Origin of the sequence: Pseudomonas sp. NFX1, from assembly GCF_051123555.1 — a bacterium.
GTDB classification, from domain to species: domain Bacteria; phylum Pseudomonadota; class Gammaproteobacteria; order Pseudomonadales; family Pseudomonadaceae; genus Aquipseudomonas; species Aquipseudomonas capeferrum.
Window position 1 is genome coordinate 5,947,340 of the sequence record NZ_CP169366.1, and the last position, 17,805, is coordinate 5,965,144.

The 17,805-nt window shown below is 63.6% G+C and carries 17 protein-coding genes; 8 read left to right on the forward strand and 9 right to left on the reverse strand.

From position 1 onward, the window contains the following. Positions 1-78 precede the first annotated feature (78 nt). Both DJ563_RS26805 and DJ563_RS26810 read left to right on the forward strand, forming a co-directional pair. Positions 79-354 carry a DUF1145 domain-containing protein gene (locus DJ563_RS26805; RefSeq protein WP_434518612.1) on the forward strand — a complete coding sequence of 92 codons (276 nt, stop codon included), beginning with the start codon at positions 79-81 and terminating at the stop codon, positions 352-354. After that, positions 347-1,105, forward strand: a complete 759-nt coding sequence (locus tag DJ563_RS26810) for a collagen-like protein (RefSeq protein WP_274099510.1) — start codon at positions 347-349, stop codon at positions 1,103-1,105. Before DJ563_RS26805 ends, DJ563_RS26810 begins: the two co-directional genes overlap by 8 nt. A gap of 36 nt (positions 1,106-1,141) precedes the next feature. Here DJ563_RS26810 and DJ563_RS26815 read toward each other — a convergent pair whose 3' ends face one another. Continuing rightward, on the reverse strand, positions 1,142-1,606 hold the full coding sequence (locus tag DJ563_RS26815; RefSeq protein ID WP_033702640.1) for a CopD family protein: 465 nt from the start codon (positions 1,604-1,606) through the stop codon (positions 1,142-1,144). Between the two features lie 98 nt (positions 1,607-1,704). On the opposite strand from DJ563_RS26815, the gene dinG reads away from it, so the two are divergent. The 5 genes from dinG to pdxH all read left to right on the forward strand — a co-directional run bounded on the left by dinG (position 1,705) and on the right by pdxH (position 9,186). Beyond that, positions 1,705-3,849, forward strand: a complete 2,145-nt coding sequence (gene dinG / locus DJ563_RS26820) for an ATP-dependent DNA helicase DinG (RefSeq protein WP_274099511.1) — start codon at positions 1,705-1,707, stop codon at positions 3,847-3,849. 81 nt (positions 3,850-3,930) lie between these two features. Further along, positions 3,931-6,168 (forward strand): beta-galactosidase, encoded by a 2,238-nt coding sequence (locus DJ563_RS26825; RefSeq protein WP_434518613.1) that lies wholly within the window; start codon positions 3,931-3,933, stop codon positions 6,166-6,168. Positions 6,169-6,288: 120 nt separating this feature from the next. After that, positions 6,289-7,434 carry a serine hydrolase domain-containing protein gene (locus tag DJ563_RS26830; protein ID WP_274098838.1) on the forward strand — a complete coding sequence of 382 codons (1,146 nt, stop codon included), beginning with the start codon at positions 6,289-6,291 and terminating at the stop codon, positions 7,432-7,434. Positions 7,435-7,532: 98 nt separating this feature from the next. Continuing rightward, positions 7,533-8,519, forward strand: a complete 987-nt coding sequence (locus DJ563_RS26835) for an OmpA family protein (RefSeq protein ID WP_274098837.1) — start codon at positions 7,533-7,535, stop codon at positions 8,517-8,519. A 19-nt stretch (positions 8,520-8,538) separates the two neighbouring features. Continuing rightward, positions 8,539-9,186, forward strand: coding sequence for a pyridoxamine 5'-phosphate oxidase (gene pdxH / locus DJ563_RS26840; protein ID WP_434518614.1), 648 nt, complete (start codon positions 8,539-8,541; stop codon positions 9,184-9,186). Positions 9,187-9,224: 38 nt separating this feature from the next. On the opposite strand, the gene DJ563_RS26845 is transcribed toward pdxH, so the two are convergent. After that, complete coding sequence (locus DJ563_RS26845) at positions 9,225-9,458, reverse strand: hypothetical protein (RefSeq protein ID WP_033702634.1); 234 nt, start codon at positions 9,456-9,458, stop codon at positions 9,225-9,227. Between the two features lie 149 nt (positions 9,459-9,607). On the opposite strand from DJ563_RS26845, the gene DJ563_RS26850 reads away from it, so the two are divergent. Then, positions 9,608-10,072, forward strand: a complete 465-nt coding sequence (locus DJ563_RS26850; protein ID WP_033702633.1) for a glycine zipper 2TM domain-containing protein — start codon at positions 9,608-9,610, stop codon at positions 10,070-10,072. Positions 10,073-10,152: 80 nt separating this feature from the next. Here the strand turns inward: DJ563_RS26850 and nhaA are convergent, their stop codons facing one another. From nhaA to livH, 7 genes are all read right to left on the reverse strand, one after another. Next, positions 10,153-11,328, reverse strand: coding sequence for a Na+/H+ antiporter NhaA (nhaA, locus tag DJ563_RS26855; protein ID WP_274098835.1), 1,176 nt, complete (start codon positions 11,326-11,328; stop codon positions 10,153-10,155). A 249-nt stretch (positions 11,329-11,577) separates the two neighbouring features. Beyond that, positions 11,578-13,185, reverse strand: coding sequence for an NAD(P)/FAD-dependent oxidoreductase (locus DJ563_RS26860; RefSeq protein WP_434518615.1), 1,608 nt, complete (start codon positions 13,183-13,185; stop codon positions 11,578-11,580). A 103-nt stretch (positions 13,186-13,288) separates the two neighbouring features. Continuing rightward, positions 13,289-13,963: a COG3650 family protein gene (locus DJ563_RS26865; RefSeq protein WP_033702630.1), complete on the reverse strand. Its 675-nt coding sequence runs from the start codon at positions 13,961-13,963 to the stop codon at positions 13,289-13,291. Between the two features lie 136 nt (positions 13,964-14,099). Further along, positions 14,100-14,801 carry an ABC transporter ATP-binding protein gene (locus DJ563_RS26870; protein ID WP_274098833.1) on the reverse strand — a complete coding sequence of 234 codons (702 nt, stop codon included), beginning with the start codon at positions 14,799-14,801 and terminating at the stop codon, positions 14,100-14,102. After that, positions 14,802-15,569, reverse strand: coding sequence for a high-affinity branched-chain amino acid ABC transporter ATP-binding protein LivG (gene livG / locus DJ563_RS26875; RefSeq protein ID WP_033702628.1), 768 nt, complete (start codon positions 15,567-15,569; stop codon positions 14,802-14,804). It abuts the gene before it with no gap. Further along, positions 15,566-16,822: a high-affinity branched-chain amino acid ABC transporter permease LivM gene (locus tag DJ563_RS26880; protein ID WP_033702627.1), complete on the reverse strand. Its 1,257-nt coding sequence runs from the start codon at positions 16,820-16,822 to the stop codon at positions 15,566-15,568. Before DJ563_RS26880 ends, livG begins: the two co-directional genes overlap by 4 nt. After that, positions 16,819-17,742, reverse strand: coding sequence for a high-affinity branched-chain amino acid ABC transporter permease LivH (gene livH / locus DJ563_RS26885; RefSeq protein WP_008097482.1), 924 nt, complete (start codon positions 17,740-17,742; stop codon positions 16,819-16,821). Before livH ends, DJ563_RS26880 begins: the two co-directional genes overlap by 4 nt. Positions 17,743-17,805: the final 63 nt, after the last annotated feature.

Here is a 17,805-nt window from a genome sequence, read left to right on the forward strand (position 1 = left end):
GCCAGTACAGGTACTGTTGGCCGCACGGCCCGCTCGAACGGGCCGTTTCGACAGAACAATAAATGCAGGGGGTGGGGCATGAAATTCATCCTGGACCTGGGCAAGGTCCTGACGGTTGTCTTCTGGGGTGTGGTGCTGTTCAATCTGCTGCTGCCACAACCACTGCCATTCAATCTTCTGATCAATACGGCAGGCATTGTCCTGCTGAGCCTGCATGTGCTCGAGGTGCTGTTCTTCAACGCCAGCCTGCGTGGCCGTAGCCACCGTTGGTTCGACCGTCTGCAGATCCTGCTGACGGGTATTTTCCATGTCATGTCCATTCCTCGTGCGCAGGAGGCGCCGCGCAATGCGTAATCTGATGTTGCTGGCCATGTTGGCCGCTCCCCTGGCCCAGGCCGAAACCCTTGAAGTGGCGTCCAACTCCATGCTGCGTCTGCCCGACAAGTCGGCCAGCGTGCACCTGGAGCATTTGCGCGTGGCCGATTCAGCGACGTTGCTGCTGCCTGCCACGCTGACCGAGTTGACCATCGATCATCTGCAGCTGGGGCGTGATGCGCGTATCGCCATTGCCCCATCTGACCACCCGTTGCGCATCGAGGCGCGCAATGCCCGCTTGGGCGAGGGGAGCGAGATCAGTGCGCCGGGTGCGCCGGGCACCTACCAGCGTGCGGCCCGTTCCGGTCGAAGCCTGGACTTGAAGCTGGACGAGGTCGACGCCGGGCTGTTGTCGATCGACGCACGAGGTGGCGCGGGTGCGCCCGGTTATGCCGGGCTCGACGGCGCCAACGGCCAGCCTGGGGGCTGTACCTGGGGCCAGGCCAGCCGCGGCGCCAATGGCGATGACGGGGGCAATGGGCACGATGGCGCGGCGGGCGGGCGAATTCGCCTGAGCCTGCCGCAAGGTTTTGCCCAGGAGCGCATCGTGGTACGGCTGGATGGCGGTGCGCCAGGCCGGGCCGGTGCCGCCGGCAAGGCCGGCAAGGGCGGGGCGAGCAAAGGGTGCCTGGTGTATCGCACCGATGCCGGTGCCAGCGGCCGGCCAGGGCAACCGGGCCAGCCAGGCCTGGCTGGTGCTTCAGGTGAGTTGATCCTGCAACGGCTTTGACGTTAAGGGGCGGCGTGGCCCAAGGGGTCGCGTCGCCTACAGCATCAATCGCGAACTGGCCACTGCCACCACGGCGATGCCCAGCAGCAGGTTGATCCCGACCATGCGTCGAATCCTTCCCAGCACCGCAGCCCCCGCTGGCCAGTCCTCTGCTTGCACGGCCGTTTTCAGCTCCGGCAACAGTAGCGCCTGGATGCGCATGAACAGGGCGAACATGGCGATACCGCCCCCGATCATCACCTGCACGTACTTGGGCGCGGTCTCCAGGCCTGTGAAGCGCATGTGCAACATGCCGATACCACTTATCGCCAAGATCGCCACTGCCACCCAGACCCAGCCGAAGAAGCGTCGGAAAACTTCCACCCACAACCGCAGGCGAGCAGGCCCGTCGAGGGCTGCAACCGTTGCCGGGCGCAGCACCAGCCAGGCGAAGAACATGCCGCCGACCCAGACCAGGGCGGCCAGGACATGCAGTGTGTAGGGCAGGGCAAAGGCAAGCATCCGGATCTCCATGCGGCATAAAGGGCAATAGCGGGGTATGATAGCCGCCCCATGCGAAACACTGAAAATATATCCAGCCCTTCGGGCGTCTGCAGACCATGATCAGCAACGAACTCAAAGCCACTATCCAGGGCGCCTACTCGCGTTTTCTCGAAGCCAAGAGCCTCAAGCCGCGTTACGGCCAGCGCCTGATGATCGCCGAAGTGGCCAAGGTACTCGGCGACATCGCCTGCGACGATGAAGGCCGCCGCGCCGGCGAGCCTGCCGTGGTCGCGGTAGAGGCCGGCACCGGTACCGGCAAGACGGTCGCCTATGCGCTGGCCGCGATCCCGGCTGCCAAGGCCGCTGGCAAGCGCCTGGTCATCGCCACCGCCACCGTCGCCCTGCAGGAGCAGATCGTCTTCAAGGACCTGCCCGACCTGATGCGCAACAGCGGGCTGAACTTCAGCTTCGCTTTGGCCAAGGGGCGCGGCCGTTACCTGTGCCTGTCCAAGCTCGACGTGCTGCTGCAGGAAGGCCACGCGCAGTCGGCCACCGCCCAGTTGTTCGAGGAAGAAGGCTTTCACATCGAGGTCGACGAGCGTAGCCAGAAGCTGTTCAACAGCATGATCGAGAAGCTGGCGGGCAACCGCTGGGATGGTGACCGTGACAGCTGGTCCGAAGCCCTGGAAGACCAGGACTGGGCACGCCTGACCACCGACCATAGCCAGTGCACGGGCCGCCACTGCCCGAACTTCCAGCAGTGCGTGTTCTACAAGGCGCGCGAAGGCATGGGCAAGGTCGACGTGATCGTGACCAACCATGACATGGTCCTGGCTGACCTGGCCCTGGGTGGCGGCGCGGTGCTGCCCGACCCCCGCGACACTTTGTACGTGTTCGACGAAGGCCATCACCTGCCGGACAAGGCCATCGGCCATTTCGCCCATTACTCGCGCCTGCGCTCCACCGCCGACTGGCTGGAGCAGACCGCCAAGAACCTGACCAAGCTGCTGGCCCAGCACCCGTTGCCGGGGGACCTGGGCAAACTGATCGAACAGGTGCCGGAGCTGGCCCGCGAGATCCGTACCCAGCAGCAGTTCATGTTCACCCTGTGCGAGCAAGTCGCGGACTTCCGCCCCAGTGAAGACACCGAGGGCCGTGAGCGCCCGCGCTATCGCTTCGAAGGCGGCGTGGTGCCGGAGCAGATCCGCGAGGTGGGCATCGAGTTGAAAAAGGGCTTTGCCCGCCTCAACGATCTGTTCACCCGCCTGGCCGACCTGTTGAAGGAAGGCATGGACGGTGAAGTCAATATCGGTATCGCCAGCCATCAGGCCGAGGAATGGTACCCGCTGTTTGGCAGCCTGGTGACCCGTGCCCAGGGCAACTGGGAACTGTGGACGGCATTCACCGCCGAAGACCCCGAGGACAGCCCGCCTATGGCGCGCTGGCTGACCCTGGCCGAGAGCGGTGCGCTGTTCGACATCGAAGTCAACGCCAGCCCCATTCTGGCGGCCGAAATGCTCCGTCGCAGCCTGTGGAGCGTCGCCCACGGTGCGCTGGTAACCTCCGCCACGCTCACCGCCCTGGGCAAGTTCGACCGTTACCGCATGCGCTCTGGCCTGCCTCGCGATGCCGTGACCTGCGTGGTGCCCAGCCCGTTCGTGCATGGCGATGCCGGCGTGCTGCGGGTGCCCGACCTGGGCGCCGATCCGCGTGATGCGGCGGCGCATACGGCGGCGATCATCCGTGAACTGCCCAACATGCTCGATGATGCCCGTGGCGCGCTGGTGCTGTTCTCGTCGCGCAAGCAGATGCAGGATGTGTTCGACGGCCTGGACCGCGACTGGCGCAAGCTGGTGCTGATCCAGGGCAACCTGTCCAAGCAGGAAACCCTGAACAAGCACAAGGCGCGGGTCGATGATGGCCAACACAGCGTGTTGTTCGGCCTGGCCAGCTTTGCCGAAGGGGTAGACCTTCCTGGCGCTTATTGCGAGCACGTGGTGATCGCCAAGATCCCCTTCGCGGTGCCTGATGACCCGGTCGAGGCGGCCCTGGCGGAGTGGATCGAGGCCCGTGGCGGCAACCCGTTCATGGAAATTGCCGTGCCCGACGCCTCTTTGCGCCTGATTCAGGCCTGCGGCCGGCTGCTGCGTACCGAGCAGGATCGCGGTGTCATCACCTTGCTTGATCGACGTCTGGTCACCCAGCGCTACGGCAAGGCTATTCTCAATGCGCTACCGCCGTTCCGGCGGGAGATTTCCTGACGGCCGGAGCACTCTGCACCGGCTTGTTGTCCATCACTCAGTCTTGGGCTCATGAGGGCCCTGAAGGAGAGCCCCAGCCTTATGGTCCGCCGTACCCTGCCTGTCGTATTCGCCCTGTTGTTCAGCTCGCCATTGTTGGCCGGGCAGCAGACGCTGTTCAGCTTCGTGCGCCCGGCCTCGGTGGTCAATGTGGTGACCGAGGATGCCGGCATGCCGCAGTACAACGCAGAGCAGACGGCCGGGGGTGAGGTGTTGCGGCGCGTGGTGTTCAACCCGGCCGAGCGGCCGACCTTGCGCCTGAGCCCGCAGAGCGGTGTGTGGGACTGGTCTGCCGGGCAGTTCCTGACCTTGCGCCTGCAAAGCGCAATGGACTGGGCGCTGACCGTGGACGTTACCGTGTTGGGCAGTGATGGCCGCACGCTGACCAGCCGCATCGACCTGCCCGCAGGCCCCGCCCAGACGGTGATGGTACCGCTCAAGGCCAACTCGCCGTTGAGCCAGGGCATGCGCGCCGGGCCGCCGATGCCATGGGCGTACGCAGGCCAACGCCTGCTGCTGACCAGCAGCGCAGGTGCGGTCGACCTCAAGCAAGTGGCGTCCGTCAGCCTGACGATCCCCAACCCCAAGGTGGCGCAGAACCTGCTGATCGAGAAAGTGGGTATTCAGGATGACGACCAGGCCTACCAGGCCGCCTACCATGAATTGATCGACGCTTACGGCCAGTCCACACGCGGCCAATGGCCAGAGAAGATTGCCAGCGATGAGCAACTCAAGGCTGCAGAAGGCCGTGAGCAGCAGCAACTCAAGGGCTGGTTGGCAGAGCACGGCAAGCAGCAACTGGACAGCTATGGCGGGTTGCTGGGCGGGCCGGCGTTCGAGGCCAAGGGTTTTTTCCGTACCGAGAAGCGTGATGGCCGCTGGTACCTGGTCACGCCAGAAGGCAACCCGTTCTACTCGCTGGGCGTCAATGCCGTGGCCGCTGATGGCGGGCGCACCTACGTCGAAGGCCGTGACGGCATGTTCAAGGCGCTGCCGGCCGAGGGCGATCCGCTGGCGGCGTTCTATGGCAAGGGTAACAACGACGACGGCAATGCCTCCTCGCAAGGGCGTAACTTCAAGCAGGGGCGCTGGTTCGACTTTTATGCCGCCAATATCCAGCGCACCTATGGCAAGCCTTGCCCACCCAGCGTCGAGGGCCAGCCGGCAGCCGATTGCCCACCGCAGGTGCTGGATGCCACGCGCTGGCAGGCGCACGCGCTCGACCGCCTGCAAGCCTGGGGTTTCAATACCCTGGGTAACTGGAGCGACCCTGGCCTGGGCCAGGCCAAGCGCATGCCCTATACCTTGCCGCTGTCGATCGTTGGTGACTATGCCAGTATCAGCACCGGCATGGACTGGTGGGGCAGCATGCCCGACCCCTTCGACCCTCGCTTTGCCATGGCTACGGAACGTGCTGTCGCCATCGCTGCCCGGGACCACCGCGATGACCCCTGGCTGATCGGCTACTTCGCCGACAACGAACTGGCCTGGGCCGCACCGGGCAATGACCCCAAGGCGCGCTACGGGCTGGCCTATGGCACCTTGCGCCTGACCACCGATGTGCCCGCCAAGCGCGCCTTCCTCAAGCAGCTGCGTGACAAGTACCGAAACCAGGAGGGGCTGTCCAAGGCCTGGGGGATCGAACTGTCCGCTTGGGAGCTGATGGAAGACCCAGGGTTCGAGGCGCCTTTGCCCAGCCCCGAGCACCCGGAGATCGAGCGGGACTACCAGCACTTCCAGCAGGTGTTCGCCGAGACCTACTTCAAGACCATCGCCGACTCGCTGAAGTGGCATGCGCCCAACCACCTGTTGCTTGGCGGCCGTTTTGCGCTCAGCACACCGGAGGCGGTCAAGGCCTGCGCCGAGTTCTGCGATGTGCTGAGCTTCAACTTCTATACCCTCAAGCCCGAGGACGGTTACGACTTCGCTCGCCTGGCCGAGCTGGACAAGCCGGTGCTGGTGTCCGAGTTCCAGTTCGGTTCCCGCGACCGCGGGCCATTCTGGCCGGGGCCTCTGGAGGTGGCGCGTGAAGAGGACCGAGGGCCGGCCTATGGCAACTTCCTCAAGGCCGCGTTGGCGCAGCCGATGATCGTCGGCGCGCACTGGTTCCAATACCAGGACCAACCGGCCAGTGGGCGGTTGCTCGATGGCGAAAACGGCCACCTGGGGCTGGTGGCGATCACCGATGTGCCGTATCCGGGGTTCGTGGAGGCCGTACGCAAAAGCAACCAGCAGGCCATTGGTCAGTTGCGCACGCAGCTGGCCAAGCCGCTCCCCTGAGCCATCGGGGCCGTCAAACGGCCCCTTTGCTGGCGACCATCGAGCCTAAGCCAGTTTGCAAAACCGCCAACTACTGAAACAATGCACGCCATTTTCAGACGGTCGTACGGAGAACAGCGGGTGCAGATCCAGGGTCACTATGAGCTGAAGTTCGAGGCGGTGCGTGATGCCTTCGCCGAGTTGTTCGATGATCCCCAGGAGCGTGGTGCGGCGCTGTGCATCCAGGTGGGCGGCGAGACCGTGATCGACCTGTGGGCGGGCACCGCCGACAAGGACGGGCAGCAGGCCTGGCACAGCGACACCATCGCCAACCTGTTCTCCTGCACCAAAACCTTCACTGCGGTCACCGCCTTGCAGTTGGTGGGCGAGGGCAAGCTGGCGCTGGACGCTCCGGTGGCCCGTTACTGGCCCGAATTCGCCCAGGCCGGCAAGCAGTCCATCACCCTGCGCCAGTTGCTCAGCCATCGCGCGGGCCTGCCGGCCATCCGTGAACTGCTGCCTGCCGAGGCATTGTATGACTGGCAAGCGATGGTCGATGCCCTGGCCGCCGAAACCCCTTGGTGGACGCCTGGAGCCGAACACGGTTATGCCGCCATCACGTACGGCTGGCTGATCGGTGAGCTGATCCGCCGCGCTGATGGTCGTGGCCCAGGCGACTCGATCGTGGCCCGTACGGCGCGGCCGCTGGGGCTGGACTTTCATGTCGGCCTGGCCGACGAAGAATTCCATCGCGTGGCGCATATTGCGCGCGGCAAGGGCAACCCCGGCGATGCCGCTGCCCAGCGCCTGCTGCAGGTGACCATGCGCGAGCCTGAGGCGCTGTCCACCCGCGCCTTTACCAACCCGCCGGCGATTCTCACCAGCACCAACAAGCCCGAGTGGCGGCGCATGCAGCAGCCGGCGGCAAACGGCCACGGCAATGCCCGTAGCCTGGCCGGGTTCTATGCCGGCCTGCTCGATGGCAGCCTTCTTGAATCCGAGCTGCTCGACGAACTGACGCGCGAGCACAGTATCGGCCAGGATCGTACGCTGCTGACCCAGACCCGTTTCGGCCTGGGCTGCATGCTCGACCAGCCCGAGGTGGCCAATGCCACCTTTGGCCTCGGTGCCCGCGCCTTCGGGCACCCTGGCGCGGGCGGCTCGGTAGGTTTCGCCGACCCGGAGCACGATGTGGCCTTTGGCTTTGTGGTCAATACCCTGGGCCCCTATGTGCTGATGGACCCAAGAGCGCAGAAACTGGTACGCGTGCTTGCCAGTTGCCTTTGATCGGGTAATGCGGGTATTGGCCAACCCCTTTGACTATCCTCAATGCCAACGCCTGAATGCGTAGGCAAAATTTCTTTCTATTTCATGGTGTATCGCTGATGTCTTCACATAAAACCTTAGCACTCGCCCTGTGCCTGACCGCCGTTACCGGCTGCGCCAGTCACTCCCCGGACGCCGCGAAGGGCAGTGGCTCCAGCTGGTGGCCTTTCGGTTCGGACCAGGTTGCCGAGCAGGAAGTGAAGGAAGCCGTCACCGAAAAAGTGGCCAAGGCCGATGCCAAGTCGGAAAGCGCCAGCCGCTGGTGGTGGCCATTCGGCGGTGACGACAAGCAGGCCAAAGGGCCGGTCGTGCCGAAGATCGACCAGAAGGCTACCCAAGCCTGGCTGGACGAATACGAGCCCAAGCTGCGTGAAGCCATCAAGGACAGCAAACTGGAGCTGGAGCGCCGTGACAATGTCCTGGCGGTGACCATCCCGGTGGACAGTTCGTACAACCCTGACCGCCCGAACATGCTGCTGCCGATGACCCTGGGGCCGATCACCCGCGTAGCCAAGACCGTCGAGGGCGATGCCAAGACCGCCGTGCTGGTATTGGGCCATGCCGACAGCAGCGGTGCTGCGGCTGTCAACCAGAAGCTCAGCCTGGAGCGCGCCGCTTCGGTGTCGGCGATCTTCCGCCTCAGTGGCCTGCAGCGTGATCGCCTGATCCTCAAGGGTATGGGTTCGGTCATGCCGCGTGCCGCCAACGACAGCGCCGAAGGCCGTGCCCTGAACCGCCGTGTGGAAATGCTGCTGACGCCGCAGAACACCATGGTCGCGCTGTTGGCCAAGTACCAACAGGCCACGCCGGCACCTACCCCAGCTTCGATGGTTGCTGTTCAGGATGCCAAGGCGCCTGCCGTTAAGGCTGCCACCAGCAAGCCCGCCGCCAAGGCCGCTGCCAAACCTGCTGCGAAGAAGCCTGTCGCCAAGGCCAAGGCACCTGCCAAGACTGCTGCCAAGAAGAAGGCCGCACCGGTCAAGCCCGCTGCCAAGAAGACCGTTGACAAGAAAGTAGCCGCCAACAGCCCTGCGAAGACCAACTGATCGTCAAGGAAACGCAGCCATGACCCAATCCCTGGCCGATATGCGCCGCGACTACACCCGTGATGGCCTGGCTGAAGCCCAGGCCCCGGGTGAGCCGTTCGCTTTGTTCCACCAGTGGTTCGCCGATGCGGTGAAAACCGAGCTACCCCCGGTCGAAGCCAACGCCTTGACCCTTGCCACGGTCGATGGCGAGGGCCGCCCCCATTGCCGCGTACTGCTGCTCAAGGGGCTCGATGAGCGTGGCTTTACCTTCTTTACCAACTACGAAAGCGCCAAGGGCCAGCAGTTGAAGGCCAACCCTTTCGCCGCCATGACGTTCTTCTGGCCGGCGTTGGAGCGCCAGGTGCGGATCGAAGGGCGGGTTGAAAAGGTCACGGCCAAGGAGTCGGACGACTACTACCAGGTGCGCCCTCTGGGCAGCCGCCTAGGGGCCTGGGCCTCGCCTCAGAGCCAGGTCATCAGTGGCCGGGAAGCATTGGAAGCGTTGGTGAAGGCGACCGAAGCACGGTTCTCCGACACACAGCCGCACTGCCCGGAGCATTGGGGCGGGTATCGCCTGTTGCCTGAGCGGATCGAGTTCTGGCAGGGCCGTACCAGCCGCTTGCATGACCGGATGAACTATCGTCTGGTCGATGGGCAATGGCTGCGGGAGCGGTTGGCGCCCTGAGATCTCTGGGGCTGCGCAGCAGCCCCAAGGTTGCAACGCTACCCTTGATAAGCTGCCGCCTCACGCGCCAACCACTCCGCCAGCGCCTTGCGCCTGACCTTCTGCACCCGCGCCTGCTCCAGCCGCCGCAGCATGTACTCACGCTTGCGCACATCCTCCCCGGCCAGCGACAGCGCCAGGTCGCGGTCCATCCAGCGGCGCATCCGCACATACAGCCACCCATGGAAGTACAGCCCAGCGACAGTCGTGACCACGACGATGAAGTAATCCATGGCTATCCTTGGTCTCACTTGAAAGGCCCACGATACAGTCCAGGTAGGCTGTACCCAGGCTGAATGAAAACAATTTTATTACGTCTGTGCCGTGACAGCCGTCAATGTGCAGCGTCTAATGAACACCGATGACTTATGGAGACTTACCCATGCGTAAATCCGCTTTGCTGGTGGCGACCTTCACCACCATGTCGCTGTTGCTGGGGGGCTGTGCCTCGAGCCTGACCGGCGATAGCTACTCCCGTGATGAGGCCCGTCGCGTGCAGACCGTACGCATGGGGACCATCGAATCCCTGCGTCCGGTCAAGATCGAAGGTACCAAGACCCCGATCGGTGGTGGCGCGGGTGCCATTGTCGGCGGCGTTGCCGGCAGCGCAGTCGGTGGTGGTCGCGGCAGCATCGTCGCGGCAGTAATTGGTGCGGTTGCCGGTGGCCTGGCAGGTTCTGCCGCCGAAGAAGGCATCACCCGTACCCAAGGTGTGGAAATCACCGTGCGTGAAGACGATGGCAGCATGCGTGCCTATGTGCAGGCCGTTCAGGAAAACGAGATTTTCCGGGTTGGCGAACGTGTTCGCATCATGACCGTCGACGGTACCAGCCGCGTCTCGCACTGAGCCTTGCACAGGCTGTAGCGCAAAAACGCAAAACCCCGATTTGGCCACGCCAGTCGGGGTTTTTTCATGCCGCTTCTACTTTAGTGCGCGCGGGGGGCGCGGCTGGCCATGGCGGTAACGGCATAGCCGACGACCGCAGCGATGAACGAGCCGGTGAGAATGCCCATACGGTCCATGCCCGCATAGTCACTGCTGCCTGGCACGAAGGCCAGGGAACCTACGAACAGGCTCATGGTGAAGCCAATGCCGCAGAGTATCGCCACCCCCAGCAACTGCCCCCAGCTGGCACCCGCAGGCAACGCCGCCAGGCGAAGCTTGATCGCAAGCCAGGTCAGGCCGAACACCCCCACGGTCTTGCCCGCCAGCAAGCCGACAGCGATACCCAGCGGTACCGGGTGGGTGAAGCTTTCCACCGTCATGCCGGCCAACGAGACACCGGCGTTGGCGAACGCGAACAGCGGCAGAATGGCATAGGCCACCCAAGGGTGCAGGGCGTGTTCCAGCGACAGCAACGGCGAGCTTTCCGCGTTGCGGGTGCGCAGCGGAATGCACAGCGCCAGGGCGACACCGGCCAATGTGGCGTGGACACCGCTCTTGAGCACGCATACCCAAAGCACCAGGCCGATGATCAGGTAAGGCCCGAGCTTGACTACGCCAAGCCGGTTCATGGCTATCAGCGCTACCAGGCAGGCAGCGGCCAGCATAAGCGACACGCTCGACAAGGTGCCTGAGTAGAACAGCGCAATGACGATGATCGCACCCAGGTCATCAATGATCGCCAGGGTCATCAGGAACAGCTTGAGCGACGCCGGTACACGCTTGCCCAGCAATGCCAGCACGCCAAGGGCAAAGGCGATATCGGTGGCGGTGGGGATGGCCCAGCCGGCGACGGCTGCAGGGTTGTCGCGGTTGATGAACCAGTAGACCAGTGCCGGTACCACCATGCCACCCACTGCGGCGGTAGCGGGCAGGATTACCTGCGAGGGCTTCGACAGCTGGCCGTCGACCACCTCGCGCTTGACCTCCAGGCCGATGAGCAGGAAGAACAGCGCCATGAGGCCGTCGTTGATCCACAGCAGCAAAGGCTTGGCGATCTCCAGCGCACCAACCTTGACGGCGACCGGGACGTCGAGCAGGCCGTTGTACAGGTACGACAAAGGTGAGTTGTTGATGACCAGAGCAAGGATGGCCGCAGCGATCAGCAGCAGGCCGCTGGCGGCTTCGAGCTGAAAGAATCGGGTGAAGAGGCTACGCACGGGCTATGGGCTCTCCATGAGAGGTTGATTACGGAACGGGCGTACACCCTAGCTTGTGGCGATATGCTTTAAAACAAAAACTATATTCGTTTTTGTTATATGGTATTGCCGCCTTGGCTGTGGGAAGCCTAGACGCAGCTGAGGAATGGTGAGGTAGGGAAAATCTGATTATTCGCGCAGACTTTTCTGGCGATGGTCATGCCCCCTGCGCAGGCTTGCCCGCGCAGGGGGCGCATGACACTTGCTGCCTTACAGCCCGAGCATGTCCCGCGCTACCGCCTCGGCAATGCGAATGCCGTCGACGCCCGCCGACAGGATACCGCCCGCGTAGCCTGCGCCTTCACCCGCCGGGAACAACCCCCTCATGTTCAGGCTCTGGTAGTCCTCGCCGCGGGTAATGCGCAGCGGCGAAGAGGTACGCGTCTCGATACCGGTCAGCACCGCGTCATGCAGGTTGTAGCCCTTGATCTGCCGATCGAATGCCGGCAACGCTTCGCGGATCGCCTCGATGGCGAAATCCGGCAAGCTGGGCGCCAGGTCACCCAGGGTCACGCCTGGCTTGTACGAAGGCTCGACACTGCCCAGGGCAGTGGACGGCCTGCCGGCCACGAAGTCACCGACCAACTGCGCCGGGGCCTGGTAGTTACTGCCACCCATGACATAGGCGTGCGCCTCCAGGCGTTCCTGCAGCTCGATGCCGGCCAGCGGGCCGCCCGGGTAGTCGCGCTCGGGGTCGATGCCGACGACGATGCCGGAGTTGGCATTGCGTTCGTTACGCGAATACTGGCTCATGCCGTTGGTCACGACGCGGCCAGGCTCGCTGGTGGCGGCGACCACGGTGCCGCCTGGGCACATGCAGAAGCTGTAGACCGAACGGCCGTTCTTGGCGTGATACACCAGCTTGTAGTCGGCAGCGCCCAGTTTCGGGTGGCCGGCATATTTGCCCAGGCGCGCCTTGTCGATCAGTGTTTGCGGGTGTTCGATACGGAAACCGACCGAGAACGGCTTGGCCTCCATGAATACGCCCTTGGCATGCAGCATGCGGAAGGTATCGCGGGCACTGTGGCCCAGGGCCAGGACCACATGGCGCGACTGCAGTTGCTCGCCGCTTGCCAGCACCACGCCGGTCAGCTGGGCGTTGTCGGTCAGCAGGTCGGTGACCTTCTGCTCGAAACGCACTTCACCGCCCAGGGCGATGATGTCCTGGCGCATCTGCTCGACCATGCCGGTCAGGCGGAAGGTGCCGATGTGCGGTTTGTTGATGTAGAGGATCTCATCCGGCGCGCCGGCCTTGACGAACTCTTCGAGCACCTTGCGGCCGTGGTGCAGCGGGTCCTTGATCTGGCTGTACAGCTTGCCGTCGGAGAAGGTCCCGGCGCCGCCTTCGCCGAACTGCACGTTGGATTCGGGGTTGAGCACGCTCTTGCGCCACAGGCCCCAGGTGTCCTTGGTGCGCTGGCGTACTTCCTTGCCGCGTTCGAGGATGATCGGCTTGAAGCCCATCTGCGCCAGCAGCAATCCGGCAAAGATACCGCAAGGGCCAAAGCCGACCACGATCGGGCGCTGTGCGAGCTCGGCGGGGGCGTGGCCCACGTACTTATAGGTGACGTCGGGGGCTACGCCGATGTTGCGATCGTCTTCGAACTTGCGAAGCAGCTCGGCCTCGTTGCTGGCTTCGAGGTCGATGGTGTAGATGAACAGCAGTTCGCTGTTTTTCTTGCGTGCGTCGTAGCTGCGCTTGAACAGGTTGAAGCTGAGCAATTGCTCATCGTTGATGCCCAGGCGCTGGACGATGGCTTCGCGCAGGGCTTCGTCGGGATGGTCCAGGGGCAGCTTCAGTTCGGTGATTCGTAGCATGGCAGGGTCCAGTATCCCGGCCATGGGCGGCCGGCGGCTTTACACAAACCGCCAAGTATAAGCTGTTCGCCGCCCCGACTGGCAGGATAAAAGCGCCCGGTGATCAGTTGTCGCGCGCACCGCCGTAGTAACCGCAGCCTTGCAGGGTCTTGCCGTCGATCCGCAGCTCGGCGCGCAGGTGGCGCACCGCCCCGGTGGCGACGTCCACGCAGCGTTGCGGTGCGACCCAAAGCTCCACGTGCTGGCCATTGGCCTCGCTGGTCAGGGTCAGGCCGCCACCTGGCACTTCCTCTTCCAGAAACGGCAGGGGCAGCGGCGCTTGGCCAACCCGGCTGACCACCATGCCCTTGCCGCTGGCCTTGATGTCCCAGTCGGGTTCGTGGCCGTTGGCGCGCAGGGTCAGTTGCTTGAAGTTGGGGTCTTCGCAGGCGCGGGTCGAGGGTTCCAGGCGGTACAGTCGGCGCACTTCGAGCTGGCCGTCGTTGGTGGCCTGCTTGCTGCCGGTAAGGCGCCCGCGCACATCGGCGAACAGCTTGTCGCCGGCATCCTTGGCGAGGTTGGCGGCTTCCTGCAGGACCCCGGTGCCAGCGACGTCGTTGATCACGAAACGGCGGCTTTCATTGCAGGGTTTGAACAGCAGCTGACCACCGGCGGCGCTCAGTTCGCCCTGCATGCGCGTGGTGCCGATGTTCGGGTCGCTTGGGGTGTCAGCCATCAGTTGGCAACCGGCGAACAGGGGCAGCAGGGCGGTGAGCAGCAGGGTAGGGGTGAGGCGCATGGGGCGGGCTCCGGCGATGTTCCTGAAAGCCGGCCACGTTACGCAGGGTGCACGGGGATCACAAGCATTGTCGGTAACCGACGCAGGCCACATGAACCCAACAGGCAGAAAAAAGGGCCCGAAGGCCCTTTGTTCATCAACCCCCCAGGTACGCGTCACGCACCTTGGGGTCACTCAGCAGAGACTCGCCCGTTCCCTGCATCACCACCCGCCCGTTTTCCAGGACATAGGCACGGTCGGCGATCTTCAGCGCCTGGTTGGCGTTCTGTTCCACCAGGAACACGGTCACGCCGTCACGGCGCAACTGTTCGATGATGTCGAAGATCTGCTGGATGATGATCGGTGCCAGGCCCAGTGACGGCTCGTCAAGCAACAGCAGCTTGGGTTTGCTCATCAGCGCCCGGCCAATGGCGAGCATCTGCTGCTCGCCACCGGACATGGTGCCGCCACGCTGGATGTAACGCTCCTTCAGGCGCGGGAACAGCTGCAGGACTTTGTCCAGCTGCTCCTGGTAGTCGCCCTTGTCGGTGAAGAAACCGCCCATGGCGAGGTTTTCTTCCACCGTCAGGCGGGCGAACACGCGGCGCCCTTCCGGGACCACGGCGATACTCTTGCGCATGATGTGCGAAGAGGTCTGGCCGACCAGCTCTTCACCCAGGTACTTGATGCTGCCGCTTTGGGCCTGCGGCGAGCCGCACAAGGTCATCAGCAGCGTCGATTTGCCCGCGCCGTTGGCGCCGATCAAGGTGACGATCTCGCCCTGGTTGATCTCCACGTTGACGCTGTGCAGCGCCTGGATCTTGCCGTAGAAGGTGGAAACGTTCTCGAACTTCAGCATTTACGCTTCCCCCAGGTAAGCCTTGATCACTTCAGGATTGTCGCGAATCTGCTCCGGCGTGCCATCTGCCAGGGGGGTGCCCTGGTTGATCACCACGATATGGTCGGAAATGCTCATCACCAGCTTCATGTCGTGCTCGATCAGCAGCACGGTGACGTTGTGTGACTCGCGCAGATAGGCGATCAGTGCCTTGAGGTCTTCGGTCTCTTTCGGGTTAAGGCCCGCAGCCGGCTCGTCGAGCATGATGATCCGTGGCTGGGTCATCATGCAGCGGGCGATTTCCAGGCGGCGTTGCTGGCCGTAGGCGAGGGTGCCGGCGGTACGGTTGGCGAACTCGGTCAGGTTGACCTTCTCCAGCCAGTACTGAGCGCGTTCCATGGCCTCCTTCTCGCTGCGGCGGAAGCTCGGGGTCTTGAACAGGCCGGCGAAGAAGTTGGTGTTCAAGTGCCGGTGCTGGGCGATCAGCAGGTTCTCCAGCGCGGTCATTTCCTTGAACAGGCGCACGTTCTGGAAGGTACGCACCACGCCCTTGCGGGCGATCTGGTGGCCGGCCAGGCCCTGGATCGGCTGGCCATCGAGCAGGATGGTGCCACCGCTGGGTTTGTAGAACCCGGTGAGGCAGTTGAACACCGTGGTCTTGCCTGCGCCGTTCGGGCCGATCAGCGCCACCACCTGTTTTTCCTTGACGGTCAGGGCCACGCCATTGACCGCCAACAAGCCGCCGAAGCGCATGCTCAGGCCGCTGACTTGCAGAATTTCGCGGCTCATCGACGCAGCTCCATGTGTGGACGTTGCATAGGCAGCAGGCCTTGCGGACGCCAGATCATCATCAACACCATCAGCGCACCGAACATCAGCATCCGGTATTCGCTGAACTCACGCATCAGCTCGGGCAGCAGGATCATCACGATGGCCGCGAGAATCACGCCCAGTTGTGAACCCATGCCACCGAGCACGACGATGGCGAGGATGATCGCCGACTCGATGAAGGTGAACGACTCCGGTGTCACCAGGCCTTGCCGGGCAGCGAAGAAGCTGCCGGCGAAACCGGCGAAGCAGGCACCCAGGGTGAATGCCGAGAGCTTGATCACAGTGGGGTTCAGGCCCAGTGCGCGGCAGGCGATTTCGTCTTCACGCAAGGCTTCCCAGGCACGGCCGATCGGCATGCGCAGCAGGCGGTTGATGACAAACAGCGCCAGCAGGGCCAGCAGCAAGGCCACCAGGTAGAGGAAGATGACCTTGTTGATCGAGTTGTACGCCAACCCGAAGAACTCATGGAAGGTCTGCATCCCCTCGGCCGCACGGCGTTCGAAGGTCAGGCCGAAGAGCTCGGGCTTGGGGATGTTGCTGATGCCGTTGGGGCCGCCGGTCCAGTCGGTGAGGTTACGCAGGAACAGGCGGATGATCTCGCCGAAGCCGAGTGTCACGATCGCCAGGTAGTCACCGCGCAGGCGCAGCACCGGGAAGCCGAGCAGGAAGCCGAAGGTGGCGGCCATCAGGCCGGCGATCGGCAGGCAGACCCAGAAGCTCCAGCCCAGGTAGTGCGAGAGCATTGCGTAGCTGTACGCGCCGACGGCATAGAAGCCCACATAACCCAGGTCGAGCAGGCCTGCCAGGCCGACCACGATGTTCAGGCCCAGGCCCAGCAACACGTAGATCAGGATCAGCGTGGCGATGTCGACCGCACCGCGCGAGCCGAAGAACGGCCACACCAGCGCGACCAGGATCAGCCCGATGATGATCCAGCGCTGAGTCTTGGGCAGGGTCAGGTAGTTGCTCACGGCCGGCGAGATCAGCTTGCGATCCGAGCGGCGGCTCATGACCGAGCTCCACTGCTTGTCGAACAGCACGCGCAGGAACATCAGCACCGAGCACACGGCGATGATGCTGATGGTGAACGAGCCCTGGCTGTGCACCACCAGGCTGATGCCGTCGATGCTCAGTTTGAGGCCCAGTACCGGGAAGGCCACGGCCCATACCAGCAAGGCGCTGAAGAACGCCTGTTTGAGATTTTTGTTCATACTTTTTCAACCTCCGGGCGGCCCAGGATGCCGGTCGGCCGGAACAGCAGGACAAGCACCAAGAGACCGAATGCCACCACGTCCTTGTACTGGTCGCCGAAGATATCGGCGCCGAAGGCCTCGGCCACACCCAGCACCAGCCCACCGAGCATGGCGCCCGGAATGCTGCCGATGCCACCCAGCACCGCTGCGGTGAAGGCTTTGAGGCCCACCAGGAAGCCGGCGTTGGGGTTGATCACCCCGTACTGCATGCTCAGCAGCACGGCCGCTACCGCTGCCAGTGCGGCACCGATGACGAAGGTGAGGGCGATGATGTTGTTGGTGTTGATGCCCAGCAGGTTGGCCATCTTGATGTCCTCGGCGCAGGCGCGGCAGGCGCGGCCCAGACGGGAACGGGAGATGAACAGGGTGAGCAGGGTCATGGCCACCAGGGTGACCACGAACACCAGGATCTGCATGTAGCTGATCAGTACCTCTTCAGCGCCGCCCGGCCCGAAGGAGAAGCTTCCGGGGATCAGGTTGGGGATGGATTTGTCCTTGGAGTCCTGCGAGAGCAAGACCGTGTTCTGCAGGAAAATCGACATGCCGATGGCGGAAATCAGCGGGATCAGACGGTTGCTGTTGCGCAGGGGGCGGTAGGCAACCCGTTCGATGCTGTAGCCATAGGCACTGGTGACGAAGATCGTCGCGACGAAGGCGACGGTCATCAGGATCGGCAGCGAATGGATACCCATCATGGCCAGGCCCGCCAGGGCGATGAAGGCCACGTAGGAACCGATCATGTACACCTCGCCGTGGGCGAAGTTGATCATGCCAATGATGCCGTACACCATCGTGTAGCCGATGGCGATCAAGGCATAGGTGCTGCCGATGGTCAATCCATTAACCAGTTGTTGGAAGAAATGGTAGATCTCAGGCATTACAGCGCTCCTAAAAACCTGATTTGCATTTCGCTGGCGGGGGTAGGCCAGGAAACCGCGAGT